We start from the raw sequence: 17252 nt of genomic DNA on the forward strand, positions 1-17252 counted from the left end.
CGCGGCCCGGAGTACACACGGCTGCGGCGTGACGCTCTAGACTCAGCGGGTCGGCGGGAGTGGCGGAACGGCAGACGCGCAGGCCTTAGGAGCCTGTGTCCGAGAGGACGTGGGGGTTCGAAACCCCCCTCCCGCACCATCAACTGTGTCACCCGCATCACGAACGCGGGTCCGGGCCGCGTCGTCACGCGCAGGATGGCGTCGTGGACCTGCGCTTCGTACTCGACCCCGACCTGACCCCCGAACTGCGCGAACAGATCGCCGCGCTCTGGGTGGACGTGACGAACGCCGGTGGTGCCGTCGGCTTCGTCGCCCCGGTGACCGCCGACGAGGTACGCCCGGTCGCCACCTCGACGCTCGACGAGGTGGCGGACGGGCCGGACCGGCTGCTCGCCGGCTACGAGGGTGAGAAGCTGGTCGCGGTGTTAGTCATCGCCGACAACCGGTTCCACCTCAAGACGCACTGGCGGGTGCTCAAGCGCGTCATGGTGCACCCCGACACACAGGGACGCGGCCACGGCGCGGCGCTGATGCGCGAGGCCGAACGGATCGCCAGCGGCCTCGGGCTGGCGGCGCTGCACGTGACGGTCCGCGACGGCCTGGGGCTGGACTGCTTCTACAAGCGGCTCGGCTACCGCGAGATCGGCCGTCTCCCCGCCGCACTGCGCCTGTCCCCCACCGACACCCGCGACGAGATCCTCATGTGGCTGGACCTCCCCACCTCCCCCTGACCCACCCACCCCGTCCTGGCCTGCCCCGCCGATCTTGCACTTTCCGCCCCCACAAAAGCTGCATCCAGGGCAGATCGAGGGCCGCAAGTGCAAGATCGGCGAGCCGGGGCGCCGGTGGTGGGCGGGGTCAGGAGCAGGGTGGCGGGGTGGGAGGAGCGGCGGCTGCCTGCACGACGGGGTCCACCGGGGCGGCGGCGGGGGCCGGCGACGTTGTGCGGGTGGAAGGGCTGGGGGCGGGGGTCCGGGGTGTGGGGGTCGGCTTCTTCGGGGTGGATCCGGCGGTGGCGGGGTCGGCGCCGTACATGCGGGTCTTGCTGCGCTGCACCTGGCCGGGGAGCATCCGGATGCCGGTCGCGGTCGCGCGGTGGCCGTACACGTCGGTGACCCGGATCTCGTACGGGCCGGGACCAGCCCCGGACCCGATCAACCAGTAGTTGTAGTCCTGCCGCTGGGCCGTACGCCACGAGCCGTCGCTCCGCACCTCGACCGAGCGCAGCGGGTTGCCGTGGTCACCGACCAGGACGGCGAACCACCACTGCGACGAGCCCTCCTTCATCCGGAAGGTGAGCGGGCCGGGCAACTTCGGGTTCACCACCGCCCGGTAGCTGACCTTCACCACTCCCTGCACCGGGTCGGCGATCCGGGCGAACGCCTCGGCGGAGAGGTCGAGGTGGCCGGGCGCGCACTCCGGGCACTGGTCCATCACCAGCACCCGGACGGTGCCGCGCGGGCCGGTGACGTCGAGGAAGCCGCCACAGGAGGCGCCGGAGGCGTACTCGTCCGGGCCGAGCGCGACGTACATCCGGTCGGCGGGCGCGGCCGGCCGGGAGCAGTTGCCGCCGGCGCCCTCGGAGTCGTAGAAGGTCGCCTTGCCGCTGCGCGTCGCGCCGCCGACGGGCGGAGCGGCAGCCGCCGGCAGGGCGGCACCGGGCGGCAGAGCGGCGGCCACCGGCATCGCGGCACCGGGCGGGAGCGCGGCGGCCACGGACGGGAGCGCGGCCACGGCAGCGCGCGGAGGCGGGGCGGCGCAGGCCGGGGCCGCGCCGCCGCGTACCGCGAGGGTCACCGCGACCGCGGCGGCGACGGTGACCAGGCCGGCGGCGGCCAGGCGGCGACTGCGCGTGGCCACCTGGCGACGACCGTCCGGGGTGGCGGGGCCGGGCGCGTCGCCGGAGGTCGGCGGGATCGGTGCGGTGCCGTCGGTCACGCCGGTCGATGCTGCCGGACCGGCCTGCCGCCGGACAAGCGAGCTAAGCGAAAGCTAAACCGGGCGCAGCGCGCGGGCGGTGGAGACGACACCGGCCAGCCCGCCGGCCAGGTCGGGGCGCTGCCGCAGCGAGACCTCCAGGCGGACGCGCCAGACCCCGGTCTCGACCGGCAGCCGGCGTCGCCGGCCCAGCGGACCGGTCACGGGTCTCGTCGAGCGCCGCCGCCGTGGCGGGGCCCAGCAGGAGCCGAGTTCGCCGCGCATCATCGATCCGGCGGCCACCCGGCGGCGAGGCGCGGGCCCGGCCACCTCACCGCGGCGGTCCCGCGCCGCCGGGGCGTCACCGTCCGGGCGCGGGGTCCACACGATACGAGGCGAATCAGTAGCATCGCGGCATGTCAGATCGCCACCAGCTCACCGATTCCGGCCCGCACGCGCAGGGCTCCGATGTGGAGCCGGGGCCCGTGGCGGAGAATCGGCCGCGGCCCCGCCGGGGCCGGCGGATCGCCCTGGTCGTGCTGCTCGTGGTCGTGCTGCTCACCGGCGGCGGCGCCCTGGCCGGTGGCCTCTACTACCGCTCGGTCGACAAGTCCATCGAGCGGGTCGACGCCTTCGAGGGGCTGCCGGAGGAGTCGCGGCCGCAGGTCGAGGCCAAGGGTGCCATGAACATCATGATCCTGGGCAGCGACTCCCGCGATCCGGAGAGCACCGGCGGCTCGCGCAGCGACACGATCATCCTGGCCCACCTGCCGAAGGACCGGTCGAGCGCCCAGCTCATCTCGATCCCCCGCGACACCTGGACGGCCGTCCCCAAGTCGAAGGAGGGCCGCGGCGGTCGCGACGCGAAGATCAATGCCGCGTACGCCTGGGGCGGCGTGCCGCTGATGGTGCAGACGGTGGAGAAGTTCAGCGGCGTACGGGTGGACAACGTGGCGATGGTCGACTTCGCCGGCTTCAAGGAGATCATCGACGCGCTCGGCGGTGTCGAGATCGAGGTGGAGAAGGGCTTCACCACGAAGTACTCGCTGATCGGCACCCGGACCTTCGAGAAGGGCCGGCAGATCATGGACGGGGCCGCCGCGCTGGACTACGCGCGGGAGCGGCACGCCTTCCCCGACGGCGACTTCGCGCGGATCCGGCACCAGCAGCAGGTGATCAAGGCCATCCTCGACAAGGCCGCCTCGGGTGGGGTGCTGGCCAACCCGGCCAAGCTCAACTCGTTCGTCCGTGCCACGTCCGACTCGGTGGCTGTCGACGAGTCGCTGTCGCTGGTGGACCTGGCCATGGAGATGCGTGGCCTGCGCGGCGACAACCTGACGTTCTTCACCTGCCCGGTGAAGGGCACCGGCCGGGTCGGCACCGAGAGCGTCGTGCTTCCCGATCCGGCCCGGTCGAAGACGCTGTTCGACGCGGTGCGCCGCGACTCGGTCCCCGAGATCCTCGCCGCCAGCGGAAAGTAGGACGTCGATCTGTCATGCCGGTGCTGGCGGCGGGGCGGGGCCGCTCGTATCCTGCGATCGCCGCCGGTCTCCGCATCCGGGCCGGGGGCGTAACGGGGAAGGATCGACCATGCCACGCCTGCCGGCGTTCGAGCATCCGTCCGCGCCACCGTCCGGTGTGTCCATGAACGCGCCGATGGACGGCGGTCTGGACACGACGACGGTACTGCCGTACGCGGGATCGCGCGCGTCGACGCGTACCCGGCGGTTGCGGGCCTGGATGGTGACCGCGCCCATCGACGTCGCGGCGCTGCTCGCGCCGCTGCTGCTGACCCAGGACTACTGGCGTGGCACGTTGTTCAACGCCGCGCTCACCGTGGGGCTGTTCGCCGCGGGCGGGCTCTACCGGCCGCGCCGGCACATCAGCATCCTGGACGAGCTGCCGACCCTCGGCGGCCGGCTGCTGGCCTCCGGCGCGGTGGGGGCGATCATCGCGGCGCTGCGGCACGACTCGGTGCCGCACGTCAGCGGCTTCGTGCGCGGCGTCGCGCTCTCCGCCGCCCTGGTGATCGTCGGGCGGGCGCTGAACAGCCGGCTCATCCTGCTGGCCCGCAGGCGCCGGTGGGTCGAGCACAACGCGATAGTCATCGGCGGCGGGCCGATCGGCGCCGAACTGGCCCGGCTGCTGCGCCGCTACCCGCAGTACGGGCTGCGGTTCGTCGGCGCTGTCGACGCCCCGTCGCGGCCGCGCCTCGGCGCTGCGCCGCTCATCGGCACCATCGACGACCTGGAGAAGCTCGCCGAGATGCTGGAGTGCGAGGTCCTGGTCATCGCGGACCCGGACTGCTCCGAGGCCGACCTGATGGAGTCGCTGCTGCGCCCGGCCAGTTCCCGCTGCGACCTGTGGGCGGTGCCGCGCCTGTGGGGGTCACGGTCGCAGGGCGGCTACCCCGACCACATCGGCGCCATCCCGATCATCAAGATCGGCGACACCACGCTCACCGGTCCCCGGTGGCGGCTCAAGCGCGCCTCCGACGTGGTGTTCGCGGTGACCGCCCTGGTGCTGCTGAGCCCGCTGCTGCTGCTCTGCGCCGTCGCCACTTTCCTCGACGGCGGCCGGGACGTGTTCTTCCGCCAGGAGCGCATCGGCCGGTACGGCAAGCCGTTCCACGTCGTCAAGTTCCGGTCCATGCGTCCGGCCGACGAGCACGAGTCGCAGACCACCTGGTCCATCGCGCACGACGAGCGGGTCGGCCCGATCGGCCGGTTCATGCGGCGCGCGTCGCTGGACGAGCTGCCGCAGCTGTGGAACATCCTGCGCGGTGAGATGAGCGTGGTGGGGCCCCGGCCGGAGCGGCCGTACTTCGTGGAGAAGTTCTCGATGGAATACCCGAGGTACGCGATGCGTCACCGGGTGCCGGTCGGGCTCACCGGGCTGGCGCAGGTCAGCGGCCTGCGCGGGGACACGCCGATCTCGGACCGGGCGCGGTTCGACAACTACTACGTCGAGAACTGGTCGCTCTGGCTCGACATCAAGATCGTGCTGCGTACCGTCACCGAGGTCTTCCGGGGCGGGGGCCGCTGAGCGCCTCGGTCAGGTCCGCGTGCCAGTGGCCCGGCGGCGGCAGCTTCGTCGCCGCCCACCGGCCGTGCGCCAGCACGCTGTAGTGCGGGCGCGGCGCCGGGCGCGGGAAGCGGTCGCTCGTGGTCGGCCGGACCCGGTCCGGGTCGAGACCACGCAGGGCGAAGACGGCGCGGGCCAGGCCGTACCAGGTCGTCTCGCCGGCGGCGGTGCCGTGGTACGTCCCGGGAGCCGCGTCGCCTGCGAGCGCCGCGTCGGCGAGCGCCACGAGACGCTCCGCGAGCCGGTACGACCAGGTCGGTTGCCCGCGCTGGTCGTCCACCACGTCGAGCCGGTCGCGTTCGGCTGCCAGCCGCAGCATCGTGGTGACGAAGTTGCGTCCGTGGGTGGCGTACAGCCAGGCGGTACGCACCACGTACCCGGTCTCGGGCAGCAGCCGGGCCACCGCCTGCTCCCCGGCGAGCTTGCCGCGCCCGTACGCGTTGACCGGGCCGGTCGGGGCGTCCTCCGGGTACGGCTCGGCGGCGTCGCCTGCGAACACGTAGTCGGTGGAGACGTGCACGAGCCGCGCACCGGACCCGGCGCAGGCGTGGGCCAGCGCGGCGACCGCGTCGCCGTTGACCGCTGTGGCGTCCCGCTCGCGTGTCTCGGCGCCGTCCACGTCGGTCCACGCGGCGGCGTTGAGCACCACGTCGTGCCCGCCGACCGCGCCCCGGACCGCGTGCGCGTCGGTGAGGTCGAGGTCGGCGCGGGCGGCGGCGGTGACCGTCAGGTCCGGCCGGGTCCGCAGCACGGCGAGCAGGTCCCGCCCGAGCATCCCGCCCGCGCCGGTGACGAGCACCCGGGTCATCGGTGGCCGGCCCTCTTCAGCGGCTCCCACCAGGCCCGGTTGTCCCGGTACCAGCGGACCGTGTCGGCCAGGCCCCGGTCGAGGTCGATGCTCGGCGCGTACCCCAGCTCGCTGCTGATCTTGCTGATGTCCAGCGAGTAGCGGCGGTCGTGGCCCTTGCGGTCGGTGACCGGCACGACCCGGTCCCAGCCGGCCCCGCACGCCGCCAGGAGCCGCTCGGTGAGCTGCCGGTTGGTCAGCTCTGTGCCGCCGCCGATGTGGTAGACCTCGCCGGCCCGCCCCTTCTCCTGCACCATCGCCACGCCCCGGCAGTGGTCGTGCACGTGCAGCCAGTCCCGGACGTTGCCGCCGTCGCCGTAGAGCGGCACGGTGCCGCCGTCGAGCAGGTTGGTCACGAACAGCGGCACGACCTTCTCCGGGAACTGGTACGGCCCGTAGTTGTTGGAGCAGCGGGTCACCACGACGTCCAGGCCGTGGGTGCGGTGGTAGGACAACGCCAGCAGGTCCGACCCGGCCTTCGAGGCCGAGTACGGCGAGTTCGGCGCCAGCGGCCAGCTCTCCGTCCACGAGCCGGAGTCGATCGAGCCGTACACCTCGTCGGTGGAGACGTGCACGAACCGGCGCACGCCGTGCCGCAGCGCGGCGTCCAGCAGCGTCTGGGTGCCGAGCACGTTCGTGGTGACGAACGGGGCGGCGCCGGTGATCGAACGGTCCACGTGCGACTCGGCGGCGAAGTGGACGATCACGTCGTGCCCGGGCACCACGTCGCCGACCAGCACCGGGTCGCAGATGTCGCCGCGGACGAGGCGCAGCCGGGGATCGTCGCGCACCGGCGCGAGGTTCGCCACGTTGCCGGAGTAGGTCAGCTTGTCCAGCACGGTGAGCGCGGCGGGGCCCTCGACCGGCACCCCGGCCGCGTCGCCGCCGGGCGCGCCCAGCAGCATCCGCACGTACTCCGACCCGATGAAGCCGGCGCCGCCGGTGACGAGCATCCTCACGGATCGTGGAGTCTACGCCGTACCGGCAGGCCGGGCGGGACGTCGACGGGCCACGGGGGCGGCGGCGCCGCGGGTAGTCTCCGCGGGTGCGTGGAATCCTTCTCGCCGGTGGCACCGGATCCCGGCTCTGGCCGATCACCCGGGCCGTCTCCAAGCAGCTCATGCCGGTGTTCGACAAGCCGATGGTCTACTATCCGCTCTCCACTCTGGTGATGGCCGGGGTACGGGAGATCCTGGTGGTGACCACGCCGGACGACCGCGCCCAGTTCGAGCGGCTGCTGGGCGACGGCAGCCAGTGGGGGCTGCGCCTGGCGTACACCGAGCAGCCCCGCCCGGAGGGCATCGCGCAGGCGTTCCTGCTCGGCGCCGACTTCATCGGCGACGAGTCGGTGGCGCTGATCCTCGGCGACAACATCTTCCACGGCGTCGGGCTCGGCCGGCAGCTCGCCCAGCACGGCGAGCCGGACGGCGGGCGGGTCTTCGCATACCCGGTCGCCAACCCGCAGGACTACGGCGTGGTCGAGTTCGACGACGCCGGCCGGGTGCTGTCGATCGAGGAGAAGCCGGCCCGCCCCCGCTCCCGGTACGCGGTGCCGGGCCTCTACTTCTACGACAACCGGGTGGTCGACATCGCCCGCAAGCTGACCCCGAGCGCCCGGGGCGAGCTGGAGATCACCGCTATCAACGAGACGTACCGGGCGTGGGGCGACCTGACGGTGACGCTGCTCGACCGGGGCACCGCGTGGCTGGACACCGGCACGTTCACGTCGATGATGCAGGCCGCCGAGTTCGTCCGGGTGATCGAGGAACGCCAGGGCATGAAGATCGGCTGCGTCGAGGAGGTCGCCTGGCGGTCCGGGCTGATCGACGACGAGCGGCTGCGGATGCTGGCCCACCCGCTGGCCCGCAGCGGTTACGGCGAATACCTGCTGGGCCTGCTGGCCGAGCGGTCCGGCTCGGGGAGCGCGGCGTGAAGATCCGTCCGCTGAGCATCGAGGGCGCCTGGGAGGTGACCCCGCGTCAGCACGGCGACCCGCGGGGTCTGTTCCTGGAGTGGTACCGCTTCGACCGGCTCGCCGAGGCGGTCGGGCATCCGCTGCGGCTCGCGCAGGCCAACCTGTCCGTCTCCGCGCGGGACGTGGTGCGCGGCATCCACTTCGCCGACGTACCGCCCGGCCAGGCCAAGTACGTCACCTGCGTACGCGGGGCGGTGCTGGACGTGGTGGTGGACGTGCGGGCGGGCTCGCCGACGTACGGCCGGTGGGAGGCGGTACGCCTCGACGACACCGACCGGCGGGCCGTCTACCTGGCTGAGGGCCTGGGGCACGGGTTCTGCGCGCTGACCGACGACGCGACGCTCAGCTACCTCTGCTCCGCCACGTACAACCCGGCGGCCGAGCACACCGTGCATCCGCTCGACCCGGACCTCGGGATCGACTGGCCGGCGGCGACGCCGCTGCTGTCCGAGCGGGACGCGGCGGCACCGCTCCTGGCGCAGGCGCGCGCGGCGGGGCTGCTGCCCGGCTACGACGCCTGCCGCTCCTTCACGGAGGCGTCGGCCACGCGGCCGTCACTCTGACCCGGCACCCCGGCCGGGCCACCGGCCGCTGCGCCCGAGGCCGCCGTGGCCGAGGCCGCCGTGTCCGGAGCAGGCGGACGGCGGCGGGCCACTGTGGCCCAGAGCGTCCGCACGTCAGCGCTCACCGGAGTGCCGGCCCGGCGGTAGCCGAGCACCAGGGCGATGCCGGCCCCGACGGCGAGGCCGCCGAGCGCGCCGCCGACGGCGTACCACTGCCACCGCACCGGCTCGGGACGCGGCGGCGGCGCGGCGGCCCGGACCACCGCGACGTGGGCCTTGAGCCCCAGCCCGGCGGGCGGCAGGTCGCGTCCGGCGATCCGTTGCAGTTCGGCGGCGAGCGCGGCGGCGATCGCCGCGGCGGTGGCGGCGGACCGGTCGGTGACCGCCACGTCGATCGCCATGGTGTCCACCGTGGACGACGCGACGACGCGGCCGGCCAGGTCGTCGGTGGTGTACGGCAGTCCGAGCGAGTCGATCACCGGGCGGGTCAGCCGGGGAGTGTTCATCATCGTGGCGTACGTCTTCACCCGCCGCTGCATCAGCCTGCCCGCCTCGTCGGCCGGCGGGCGGGGCTGGGGTGCCGCCGACTTCTCGGCGGCGAACGTGACGACCATCTGGGTCTCGGCCCGGTAGACCGGCGGCCGGCGTTCGGCGAGGACCCCGGTGAACGCGCCGCACAGCAGCGTCGACGCCAGCACGATCGGCCACCGCCTGCCGATCGTGTCGCGGAAGTGGGCGAGGTCCACGACGCGTCACCCTACCGGCGGCGGGGTGCCGCGGGCGTACCCGCCCGCCGGGTCCATTGCGCGGTGCCGCCCATGTCGGGTAGAACAGGGCCCGCACACATCCGCGCATCTTGGGGGAAGACGAGTGGATTCCGCGTGGCCGGCTCGCGGCCGGCGCCGTCGCCTGGGCGCCGGGTGTTAGGCCGGGTCCGGCGGATCGTCTCCCCCGAGCGTCTCCATCTGGTCGCCCTGGGCCTGACCGGGCTCGCCGCGCTGGTGTCGGTGACGCTGCCCGCTGCCGAACGCGGCGAACTCGCGGCGAACATGGTGAGCGCCACCGTGGGGGCGGCACTCGGCGGCCTGTCCGCGGACACGTTCCTGCTGTCCCGGCCGGCCGGCTGGATCATGTCGCGGGGTCGGCTGTGGATCGCCGGTATCCTCACCGCCTCGCTCGGCCTGACCGCGCTGGCCGCCGCGCTGCTGACCACGCTGGCCGGGCTGGGCAGCCACCTCGTGGGCATCGGGGCGGGCTGCGCGCTCACCGTCTTCAACACGGCCGCCTCGCTCGGCCTGCGCCTGAAGCGGTTCTGGTTCGTCTACACCATGCGGGCGCTCGGCGGCGGGGTGCTGGTGGCCGGGTACGGGCTGCTGTGGCTGAGCCACCGGCTCGACGGTGGCCTGTGGAGCGTGCTCTGGCTGGGCGTGCAGATCGCCACCGCCACTGTGCTCGGGGTGGCGGTGCTGGGCTGGGCACGGCGGTTCGGGCCGGTGCCGGCGGCGACGGCGGGGCGTCCGGAGTACCGCGCCGACCTGCTGGCGGTGGGCCGGCTGCACGTCGGGGTGTGCGCGCAGATGCTGACGTACCGGCTGAGCCAGGTCCTGGTGGCCCGCTTCGCCGGAGCGGGCGCGCTCGGTGTGTTCGCGCTGGCGGTGGCGGCGCTGGAGTTCGCGCAGTCCGGCGCTGTGGTGCGGGCGCAGCGGATCCTGGCCGAGCGGGACCCGGAGGCGATCGGCGACCACGGCCGCGACGTCGTCAAGTCGGCGCTGCCGATCGCCGCGCTGGCCGTGATCGGCCTGGCGGCGCTGGGCGTGCTGGCGCCCGACTACCGCGACGCCTGGATCTTCGGGCTGCTCCTGCTGCCCGGGACGCTGGCGCTGTCGGCCGGCAAGACGTGGAGCGCGGCGCTGCTCAAGCGCGCGGGCGAGCAGGCCACCACCGCCGTGGCCCTGGTCACCATGTCCGTGTCGGTGGTGCTGTACGTTCTGCTCATCCCTTGGGCCGGCGCGCTCGGCGCCGCGGTCGCGTCGTCTGTCGCCTACGGCGTCTACGCGTTGCGCACCCGGCAGCGACTCCAGCGGTCCACGCACCTCCTCGTCAATCGGATGGCCTAGCGGTGGACGTCTCAATCGTCGTGTTGACCTGGGAAGACTTCGAGCGCACCGACGGCTGCGTCCGTTCGCTGCCCGACGGCGTGGAAGCCGTCGTGGTGGACAACGGCAGCGCCGCCGGGATCAGCGACAGACTGCGGGCCATGTGCGCCGAGACCGGCGCCCGGTACGTGCGCTCGGAGACGAACCTCGGCTACGCCAAGGGCATGAACCTCGGTGTCCGGCACAGCACCCGGTCCCGGGTGGTCCTGTCCAACAACGACATCCTGGTACGGCCGGGCGCGATCGAGCGGCTCGCGGCCGAACTGGACGATCCGGCTGTGGGCGCGGCCTTCCCGAAGGTGCTCGACGCGACCGGCCGGGACCAGACCGCCGCCGGCCGGTTCCTGACTGTGGGCACCGGCGTCGCGCACGCCACCGGGCTCAGCCTGGTGTTCCCGCAGCTGCGGATCGTGGCCCCGCCGGAGCGCGGCGACTGGCTCTCCGGGCCGTTCGTGGCGATCCGGCGGGAGACGCTGGACCGGATCGGCGGCGTGGACGAGTCGTCGTTCTTCTACTCCGAGGACCTGCGGCTGTGCTGGGCGGTGCGCCGGCTCGGGCTGCGCCTGGCGTACCTGCCGGACGCCGTGGTCACGCACGAGGACGACGCGAGCGCGAAGCGCCGGTGGGCGGCCGAGGAGATCTCCCGGCGGCAGACCCGGGAGTTCATCCGGGCCAGCCGTGAACTGGCCGGGTGGCGGGGCACTGTGGCCTGCTCCGCGTACACCCTCGGGGTGCTCGCCCGGGCGGCGGTGGGTGGCGGGGCGGCGCGGCGGGCGGTCGCCCGCGGTGCCCTGGAAGGCATGGGCGTCCGATGAGGGTGCTGTTCGTCTGCACCACCGGCGGGTCGGGGCGGCGGCAGCTCGGCGGCGCGGAGCGCTTCCTGATCGAGATGCTGCCGGCGCTCGTGGCCCGCGGCTTCGACGTGGTCGCCGCCACGCCTGACGACGAGGTCGCGGCGGCGTTGCGGGACGCGGGCGTGCCGTGGCGTCCGCTGGGCGCGGCCAAGCGGGTGGACCTGGGGTACGCGCGCGGCATCCGCGCCCTGGTCGAGGAACTGCGGCCGGACGTGGTGAGCGCGCACCTGCTCTCCGCCGCGATGCACGCCCGCGCCGGGCTGGGCGTGCGGGGCCGCCGCACGCCGCTCGTGGTGACGCTGCACAACAGCCTCTGGCAGTACCGCGACACGGCCGAGACGCTGCGCGCGAAGGCCGCGGTGCAGGCCAACATCAGCACTGATCTGATGTTCCGGCGGCTACGGCCGCACGCGACGGTGGCGGTCTCCGACTTCGAGGCCCACGAGCTGCGGGTACGCGGGCGGGTCCGCGACGTGCGGGTGATCCCGAACCCGCTGCCGGCCATCTGGCCGGAGGTCACCGACGGCGGCGTCGCCTCGGACGGCCCGGTGCGGGTCGGCTTCCTCGGCCGGCTGGAACGGGAGAAGGGCGCCGACCTGCTCGCCGGCGTCGCCGCGGAGCTGCCGGACGTGGAGTTCCTGGTCGCCGGCGCGGGCACGGTCGAGGTCGAGGAGCGGCCGAACCTGCACCTGGTCGGCCGGGTCGACGCCGCGCCGTTCCTGCAACGGCTGCACTGCCTGCTGGTGCCGTCGCGGGTGGAGGCGTTCGGGCGCAGCGCGCTGGAGGCGATGTCGCTGGGTGTGCCGGTGGTGCACTCCGGCGCGGGCGGCCTGACCGAGGTGACAGCCGCCGGTGACGGCGTGCTCGCGTACCGGGCGGAGCTGACGCCGCAGGCACTGGCCGCCGCCGTGCGGACCGCCACCGACCCGGCCGCGTGGGACGAGCGGCGACGCGACCTGGCCCGGCGGTACGCGCAGCGGCACTCGTTCGACGGATGCGTGGACCGCTGGCACGACCTGTACCGGACGGTCGCCCGTGACGCCCGCTGAGCGCCGCCTCTGGTCGGTCGGGATCCCGTTCGCGCTCGGCGCGGCGTTGCTGCTGGCCACGCTCGACGCCGGCTTCGCGGTCGCGCTCGCGCTGGCGGTCGGCACGCTGCTCGCCGCGCGGCTGCGGATGTGGGCGCTCGCCGCCTGCGCCGCCGTCTGGACCGCCGCGCTGCTCGCCGTCCGGGTGCTACCAGGCCCGTACGACTCGTGGGCCGGTCGCGGCGTGCTGCCGGTACTCGCCGGATACGTGACGGTCTTCCTGCTGGCCTGGGCGGTCGGGCGGCGGCTGATCGACAGGCGGGACGAGGACGGCGACCGGTCCCGCCCGGCGCTGTCCTGGCCGTCCGGGCGGCGGCTGCTGACGTACCTGTCCGTGCTGCTCGCCGTCGCCGTGGTGACCGCGGCGATCCGGTTCCGGGGGACGGTGCCGCCGCTGCTGGCCGACAACCCGGACGCCGCCCGGCAGGTGCTGCGCGAGCAGTCGAACCTGGTCATCGGGTTGCTGTCCGAGGCGTGGACGCTCGGCATGGCGATCTCGCTGCTGCGTGCGTTGTCCGCACGCGGCCGGGCGCTGCCGGTCTACTACGCGCTGACCGTTGTCTTCACCGTCGGGGCGGCGCTCGGCGCGAGCAAGAACTCGGTGCTGGTGGGCATCGCGCCCGCGCTGATCGCGGCGCTGTCGGTCCGGCGTACCCGGGGGCGGGCCGCGTCGTTCCTGGCCGCGCGGACGCCGGTGGTGCTGCTGATCGGCGCGGTGGCGCTCGGCGCGGCGGTGTTCCTCGGCGGGCAGCGCACCATGGCGGGCACCGGCACGTTCGAGACCGAGTTCCGGGCCCGCTACGGCAGCAACGCGCTGACCAGCAGCGCCGGGTCGCTGGACCTGTCGCTGAGTTCGTCCACCGAGACGTTCGGGCGGGTCTGGTCGCAGCGGGAGCACCTGGAGCCCCGGTACGGCACGTACTCGCTGACGTTCCTCGGCTCCCGGGTCGAGCCGATCGTCGGCAAGGCGGACCTGTACGGGATGACGTCCCAGCTCAGCCAGCCGTACCTGATGAACACGGCGACCTTCGTGGCCATCCCGCTGCTCGACTACGGCCCGCTGGGCGCGGTGTTCTTCCTGGCCGCGCTCGGGCTGGCGGTGGGCGCGACCGAGCGGTGGTTCGAGTTCTCCCGCGCGCCGGCCGGGCAGTTGGCGCGGGCGTTCGTCGTCTACTTCGCGCTGTTCGGCGTCTACGAGCTGTATCCGCTGATCTATCCGACGTGGCTGAGCCTGGTGCCCGGCCTCTGGGTGCTGCACCGGCTGGGCAGGAGCGCGGCATGACCTTCGACGGCCTGACCGTGGTCACCGTCCTCTACCGGTCCGCCGGCATGCTCGCCGAGACGCTGCCGACCTGGGTACGCAGCGCCGGTGACCTGCCGGTCCGGTTCGTCTTCGCGGACAACTGGCCCTCCGACGCCTGTGCCGAGGTGGTCGCCGCGAACCTGCCCGCCGACCGGTACGCGTACCTGCCCGACGCCTCCAACCCCGGCTTCGCGGCCGGCTGCAACCGGGCGGCGGCGACTGTGACCACGAGTCACCTGCTGCTGCTGAACCCGGACGTGTGGCTGCCCGACGACGCGCTGGCCCGGATCTGCGCCGCCGTCGCCGCCGACCCGGACACCCCCGTCGCGGTCGGGTTGGCCATGCACGGCGGCGAGTACGTGGGCATCGACCTGAACCCGGTGTCGCTGTTCATCGACCGGCGGGCCACCGCGGGCCGTGCCCCGCTCGGCCCGTCCGGCGGCGCGGCGGTCTTCCCGGCCGCGCTGTACCGCCGGTTCGGCGGCTTCGACGAGCACCTGTTCGCCTGGGGCGAGGACGCCGACCTGGCGTTCCGGCTCTACGCCTCGGGGCTGCGCACACGCGGGCTGGACGTGGTGCTGCCGCACGCCGGCGGGCACAGCGTGGACGGCGACGACCGGTTGCAGGGGTTCCGGGCGTTCCTGCTGGCCCGCAACCGGCTGCTGGTCGCGTCCCGCACGTTCACCTGGCCGCTGCTGCTCGTGGCGGTGCCGGTGCTGGCGCTGGCGCACCTCGCGCTGGCCGCCCGGCGCACCCGGCAGGGCCTGCTGCGCCCGTTTCTGCGCGGCATCGGACGGGGGCTGGTCGAGGGGCCGGCTGCCCGCCGCCGCTGGACCGGGCCGCGGTTCGGGTTCGCGTCCCTGCTCGGCTACCTGACCGCTCGGAGGGCGTGATGACGGCACAGCCGTGGACCGTGGTGACTGTCACCTACCACTCGGCGGAGATGCTGCGCCGCTGCTGGCGCGGCCCGAAGCCGTACGAGTGGCTGGTGGTCGACAACGCCTCCGGCGACGACTCGGCGGCGGTCGCCGAGGAGTTGGGCGCGCGGGTGATCCGGCTGCCGGAGAACGTCGGCTTCGCCCGCGCCAACAACGTCGCGTTGCGCCAGGCGACCGGCCGGTACGTGCTGTTCGCCAACCCGGACCTGGAGGTGCGCCCGGACGGCCTGGACGCGCTGGCCCGGCACCTGGACACGCACGGCGGGCTGGTCGCGCCGCAACTGCTCGGCACCGACGGCACGCCGCAGGCCAACGGGCGCGGCTTCCCGTACGCGACGGCGAAGCTCGGCAACCGCAGGGTGTGGCCGCTGTCCCGGCTGCACGCCGCGTACCGGCTGGTGGCCGCGCCCGGGCAGACGCGCCACGTCGCCTGGGTGATGGGCGCGGCGGTGGCCGGCCGGACCGCCGACGTGACCGAGCTGGGCGGGTGGAACGAGCGCTTCTTCCTCTACTACGAGGACCACGAGCTGGGGCTGCGCGCCTGGCGGCACGGGCTGCCGGTGGCGGTGCTCGGTGACGTGCGGTGGACCCACCACTGGGCCCGCGCGACGAACTCGGTGCGCTGGTCCCGGGCGCACACGCTGGAGCTGCGCAGCGCCCGGACGTTCTTCGGCATGTTCCCGGAGTTCCTGGTCGGCCTGCCGCGACCGGCACGCCGGCACCGCCGGGCCACCGGGCTGGTCGGATCGGCGACGCCGTCCACCTCGGACCGCGCTGCGGAGTGATCGAGCGCGGTCGCGGGGCCGCTGACGTGAATGACGCTTTGATACCGTCTCGCCGTGTCCGTGGCACGCCCGGCCTTCTCCCCCTCGCCGGCGCCCGCGTCGGCGACGCCGGTTCCGTCGCGGCCGGGCACGCCGGCTGCGGTCGTCGCGCTCGCGTGGGACCGGCTGAGCCGGTCCCCGTACTGGTCCGTCGCGGGCCTGCTGGTCGCGCTGGGCGCCGTGCTGCGGCTCCGGCAGTGGGCGTACGCGCGCAGCTTCTGGAGCGACGAGCTGTACGTGGCGCACAACATCCGGGAGCGCGGCTACCTGGACCTGTTGCAGCCGCTGGCGTTCAGCCAGTCGGCGCCGCCCGGCTGGCTGTGGCTGGAACGGTTCGCGTTGGAGCAGTTCGGCGACGGTGAGCGGGCGCTGCGGCTGGTGCCGCTGCTGTTCGGGCTGGCGCTGCTGCCGCTCGTGGCGTGGCTCGGCCGGGCGCTCCTGCCGCCGCTCGCCGCGCTGGCGGCGCTGCTGCTGGTCGCCGTCGCACCGTTCCTGATCGGCTACTCGAACGAACTGAAGCAGTACAGCGCCGAGGCGTTCGGCGTCACGCTCGTGGTCGGGCTGGCGCTGCTGCTGGTGCGCACCGGCCCGACCTGGGCCGGGTCGGCGGTGTTCTGGTCGGCCGCGGCGGTCACGGCGTTCGTGAGCACCCTGTCCATTCCGGTCACCGGCGCGCTCGGCGTGCTGCTCGGCGGGTACCTGCTGTCCCGCCCGGACCGGCGGTGGGCGGGCGGGTGGCGGGACCTGGGCCGGTTCCTCGCCCCGGCGCCCGCCTGGGGCGCGGTCGCGCTCGTGGTGTACGTGCTCTTTCTGGCGCCGGGACTGGCCGATCCGCAGCTCGCCGCGTACTGGCGGGCGAAGTCGATCTATCCGGCGCGTTCGCTCACCGACCTGGCAGCCACAGTGGAATGGCTCGCCGCGACGTACCGGAGTCTCGCCACGGTGCCGTTCGTGGCCTGGTCGGCCTGGGTCGTCGTACCGCTGCTGGTGCTGGGCACGGCCGCCGGGCTACGGCGGCTCTCCGCCGCGGCGGTGCTGGTCCTGCTCACGCCCCTGGCGGCCGGGCTGGCCGGCGCGGCGGTGTCGGTCTACCCGTTCAACGGGCGGCTGGCGCTCTACGCGGTGCCCGCGTGCCTGCTGCTCGCCGCGCTCGCCGTCACGCCCCCACCGCTGCGGGCCGGCCTGCCCGCCCGGATCCGGTGGGTGGTCGCGGTGGTGCTGCTGCTCGCGCTCGCCGTTCCGCAGCTGGCCACCGCAGTGGTGGCCACAGTGCATCCGGCGCGGGCCTTCGCCCAGGGCGGCGGCGCGAACGCGGTCGACTACCGGGACGCGCTGCGCCACCTGGACGACAGGCGCCGCCCGGGTGACCTGGTGCTGGCCACCACCGTGTCGTGGAACGCCCAGGCGTGGTACGGCCCACCGGCGGACGCCTACGTGGTCGCGGCCGGTCCCGGCGGCTGCCCGAAGCAGAGCGTGTCGACGCTGCTGCCCGGACGGTCCCGGGTCTGGTTGTTCCAGGCCACCGACTGGGCCGACGGGGCGAACCGGGATGTCATCGTCCGGCTCGGCGGCAGCGGCGTGGCGGTCGCCGAGCGGCAGTTCAGCGGAGCGCGGGTGGTCCGCTTCGACCTGGCCGCGGGCGTCACCAAGGGCAACGACGTCTGCCTCGTGCCGCCGCCGAACGGCGCGGCTGTCCGTTAGCC

General features: G+C 74.1%; 17 protein-coding genes and 1 tRNA gene. 13 read left to right on the forward strand and 5 right to left on the reverse strand.

Annotation, left to right across the window (positions count from 1 at the left end):
• The first annotated feature begins 53 nt into the window (after positions 1-53).
• Positions 54-139, forward strand: a tRNA-Leu gene (locus C569_RS0115330).
• A gap of 64 nt (positions 140-203) precedes the next feature.
• A complete protein-coding gene (locus tag C569_RS0115335) occupies positions 204-731 on the forward strand; it encodes a GNAT family N-acetyltransferase (protein WP_018786653.1) in 528 nt (175 codons plus the stop codon).
• 127 nt (positions 732-858) lie between these two features.
• Here C569_RS0115335 and C569_RS0115340 read toward each other — a convergent pair whose 3' ends face one another.
• On the reverse strand, positions 859-1938 hold the full coding sequence (locus tag C569_RS0115340) for an expansin EXLX1 family cellulose-binding protein (RefSeq protein ID WP_018786654.1): 1080 nt from the start codon (positions 1936-1938) through the stop codon (positions 859-861).
• Positions 1939-1992: 54 nt separating this feature from the next.
• On the reverse strand, positions 1993-2304 hold the full coding sequence (locus C569_RS30350; RefSeq protein ID WP_018786655.1) for a hypothetical protein: 312 nt from the start codon (positions 2302-2304) through the stop codon (positions 1993-1995).
• 29 nt (positions 2305-2333) lie between these two features.
• Between C569_RS30350 and C569_RS0115350 the strand changes: the two genes are divergently transcribed.
• Positions 2334-3398 (forward strand): LCP family protein, encoded by a 1065-nt coding sequence (locus tag C569_RS0115350; RefSeq protein WP_036345940.1) that lies wholly within the window; start codon positions 2334-2336, stop codon positions 3396-3398.
• 109 nt (positions 3399-3507) lie between these two features.
• Entirely contained in the window at positions 3508-4962 is a 1455-nt protein-coding gene (locus C569_RS0115355; protein ID WP_018786657.1) for a sugar transferase, read from the forward strand.
• Here C569_RS0115355 and rfbD read toward each other — a convergent pair.
• Both rfbD and rfbB read right to left on the reverse strand, forming a co-directional pair.
• Entirely contained in the window at positions 4931-5809 is an 879-nt protein-coding gene (gene rfbD, locus C569_RS0115360) for a dTDP-4-dehydrorhamnose reductase (RefSeq protein ID WP_018786658.1), read from the reverse strand. The genes C569_RS0115355 and rfbD overlap by 32 nt on opposite strands.
• Positions 5806-6807 (reverse strand): dTDP-glucose 4,6-dehydratase, encoded by a 1002-nt coding sequence (gene rfbB, locus C569_RS0115365; RefSeq protein WP_026268192.1) that lies wholly within the window; start codon positions 6805-6807, stop codon positions 5806-5808. The genes rfbD and rfbB overlap by 4 nt, the downstream gene beginning before the upstream one ends.
• 86 nt (positions 6808-6893) lie before the next feature.
• On the opposite strand from rfbB, the gene rfbA reads away from it, so the two are divergent.
• Both rfbA and rfbC read left to right on the forward strand, forming a co-directional pair.
• Entirely contained in the window at positions 6894-7781 is an 888-nt protein-coding gene (rfbA, locus tag C569_RS0115370) for a glucose-1-phosphate thymidylyltransferase RfbA (protein ID WP_018786660.1), read from the forward strand.
• Positions 7778-8386 (forward strand): dTDP-4-dehydrorhamnose 3,5-epimerase, encoded by a 609-nt coding sequence (gene rfbC, locus C569_RS0115375; protein WP_018786661.1) that lies wholly within the window; start codon positions 7778-7780, stop codon positions 8384-8386. Before rfbA ends, rfbC begins: the two co-directional genes overlap by 4 nt.
• On the opposite strand, the gene C569_RS0115380 is transcribed toward rfbC, so the two are convergent.
• Positions 8332-9132 (reverse strand): YveK family protein, encoded by an 801-nt coding sequence (locus C569_RS0115380; protein ID WP_018786662.1) that lies wholly within the window; start codon positions 9130-9132, stop codon positions 8332-8334. The genes rfbC and C569_RS0115380 overlap by 55 nt on opposite strands.
• Positions 9133-9306: 174 nt before the next feature.
• Between C569_RS0115380 and C569_RS0115385 the strand changes: the two genes are divergently transcribed.
• The 7 genes from C569_RS0115385 to C569_RS0115415 are packed head-to-tail and all read left to right on the forward strand — an operon-like array spanning position 9307 to position 17250.
• On the forward strand, positions 9307-10503 hold the full coding sequence (locus C569_RS0115385; RefSeq protein ID WP_231394800.1) for a hypothetical protein: 1197 nt from the start codon (positions 9307-9309) through the stop codon (positions 10501-10503).
• A gap of 2 nt (positions 10504-10505) precedes the next feature.
• The gene (locus C569_RS0115390; RefSeq protein ID WP_018786664.1) at positions 10506-11357 is read left to right on the forward strand and encodes a glycosyltransferase; all 852 of its coding nucleotides are present in this window, start codon (positions 10506-10508) and stop codon (positions 11355-11357) included.
• Entirely contained in the window at positions 11354-12445 is a 1092-nt protein-coding gene (locus C569_RS0115395; protein ID WP_026268193.1) for a glycosyltransferase family 4 protein, read from the forward strand. The genes C569_RS0115390 and C569_RS0115395 overlap by 4 nt, the downstream gene beginning before the upstream one ends.
• On the forward strand, positions 12432-13766 hold the full coding sequence (locus tag C569_RS0115400; RefSeq protein ID WP_018786666.1) for a hypothetical protein: 1335 nt from the start codon (positions 12432-12434) through the stop codon (positions 13764-13766). Before C569_RS0115395 ends, C569_RS0115400 begins: the two co-directional genes overlap by 14 nt.
• Positions 13763-14680, forward strand: a complete 918-nt coding sequence (locus C569_RS0115405) for a glycosyltransferase family 2 protein (protein WP_018786667.1) — start codon at positions 13763-13765, stop codon at positions 14678-14680. The genes C569_RS0115400 and C569_RS0115405 overlap by 4 nt, the downstream gene beginning before the upstream one ends.
• Positions 14680-15510 carry a glycosyltransferase family 2 protein gene (locus C569_RS0115410; RefSeq protein ID WP_018786668.1) on the forward strand — a complete coding sequence of 277 codons (831 nt, stop codon included), beginning with the start codon at positions 14680-14682 and terminating at the stop codon, positions 15508-15510. Before C569_RS0115405 ends, C569_RS0115410 begins: the two co-directional genes overlap by 1 nt.
• Positions 15511-15564: 54 nt before the next feature.
• On the forward strand, positions 15565-17250 hold the full coding sequence (locus C569_RS0115415; protein WP_018786669.1) for a glycosyltransferase family 39 protein: 1686 nt from the start codon (positions 15565-15567) through the stop codon (positions 17248-17250).
• Positions 17251-17252: the final 2 nt, after the last annotated feature.

The organism is Micromonospora sp. CNB394 (genome assembly GCF_000374985.1).
Taxonomy (GTDB): domain Bacteria; phylum Actinomycetota; class Actinomycetes; order Mycobacteriales; family Micromonosporaceae; genus Micromonospora; species Micromonospora marina.

What these genes read in the sequence shown, in the direction of transcription:
- C569_RS0115350 (WP_036345940.1), top strand. Translation starts at nt 2,334, where the DNA reads ATGTCAGATCGCCACCAGCTCACCGATTCCGGCCCGCACGCGCAGGGC.
- C569_RS0115355 (WP_018786657.1), top strand. Translation starts at nt 3,508, where the DNA reads ATGCCACGCCTGCCGGCGTTCGAGCATCCGTCCGCGCCACCGTCCGGT.
- rfbD (WP_018786658.1), bottom strand. Translation starts at nt 5,809, where the DNA reads ATGACCCGGGTGCTCGTCACCGGCGCGGGCGGGATGCTCGGGCGGGAC.
- C569_RS0115395 (WP_026268193.1), top strand. Translation starts at nt 11,354, where the DNA reads ATGAGGGTGCTGTTCGTCTGCACCACCGGCGGGTCGGGGCGGCGGCAG.
- C569_RS0115405 (WP_018786667.1), top strand. Translation starts at nt 13,763, where the DNA reads ATGACCTTCGACGGCCTGACCGTGGTCACCGTCCTCTACCGGTCCGCC.
- C569_RS0115410 (WP_018786668.1), top strand. Translation starts at nt 14,680, where the DNA reads ATGACGGCACAGCCGTGGACCGTGGTGACTGTCACCTACCACTCGGCG.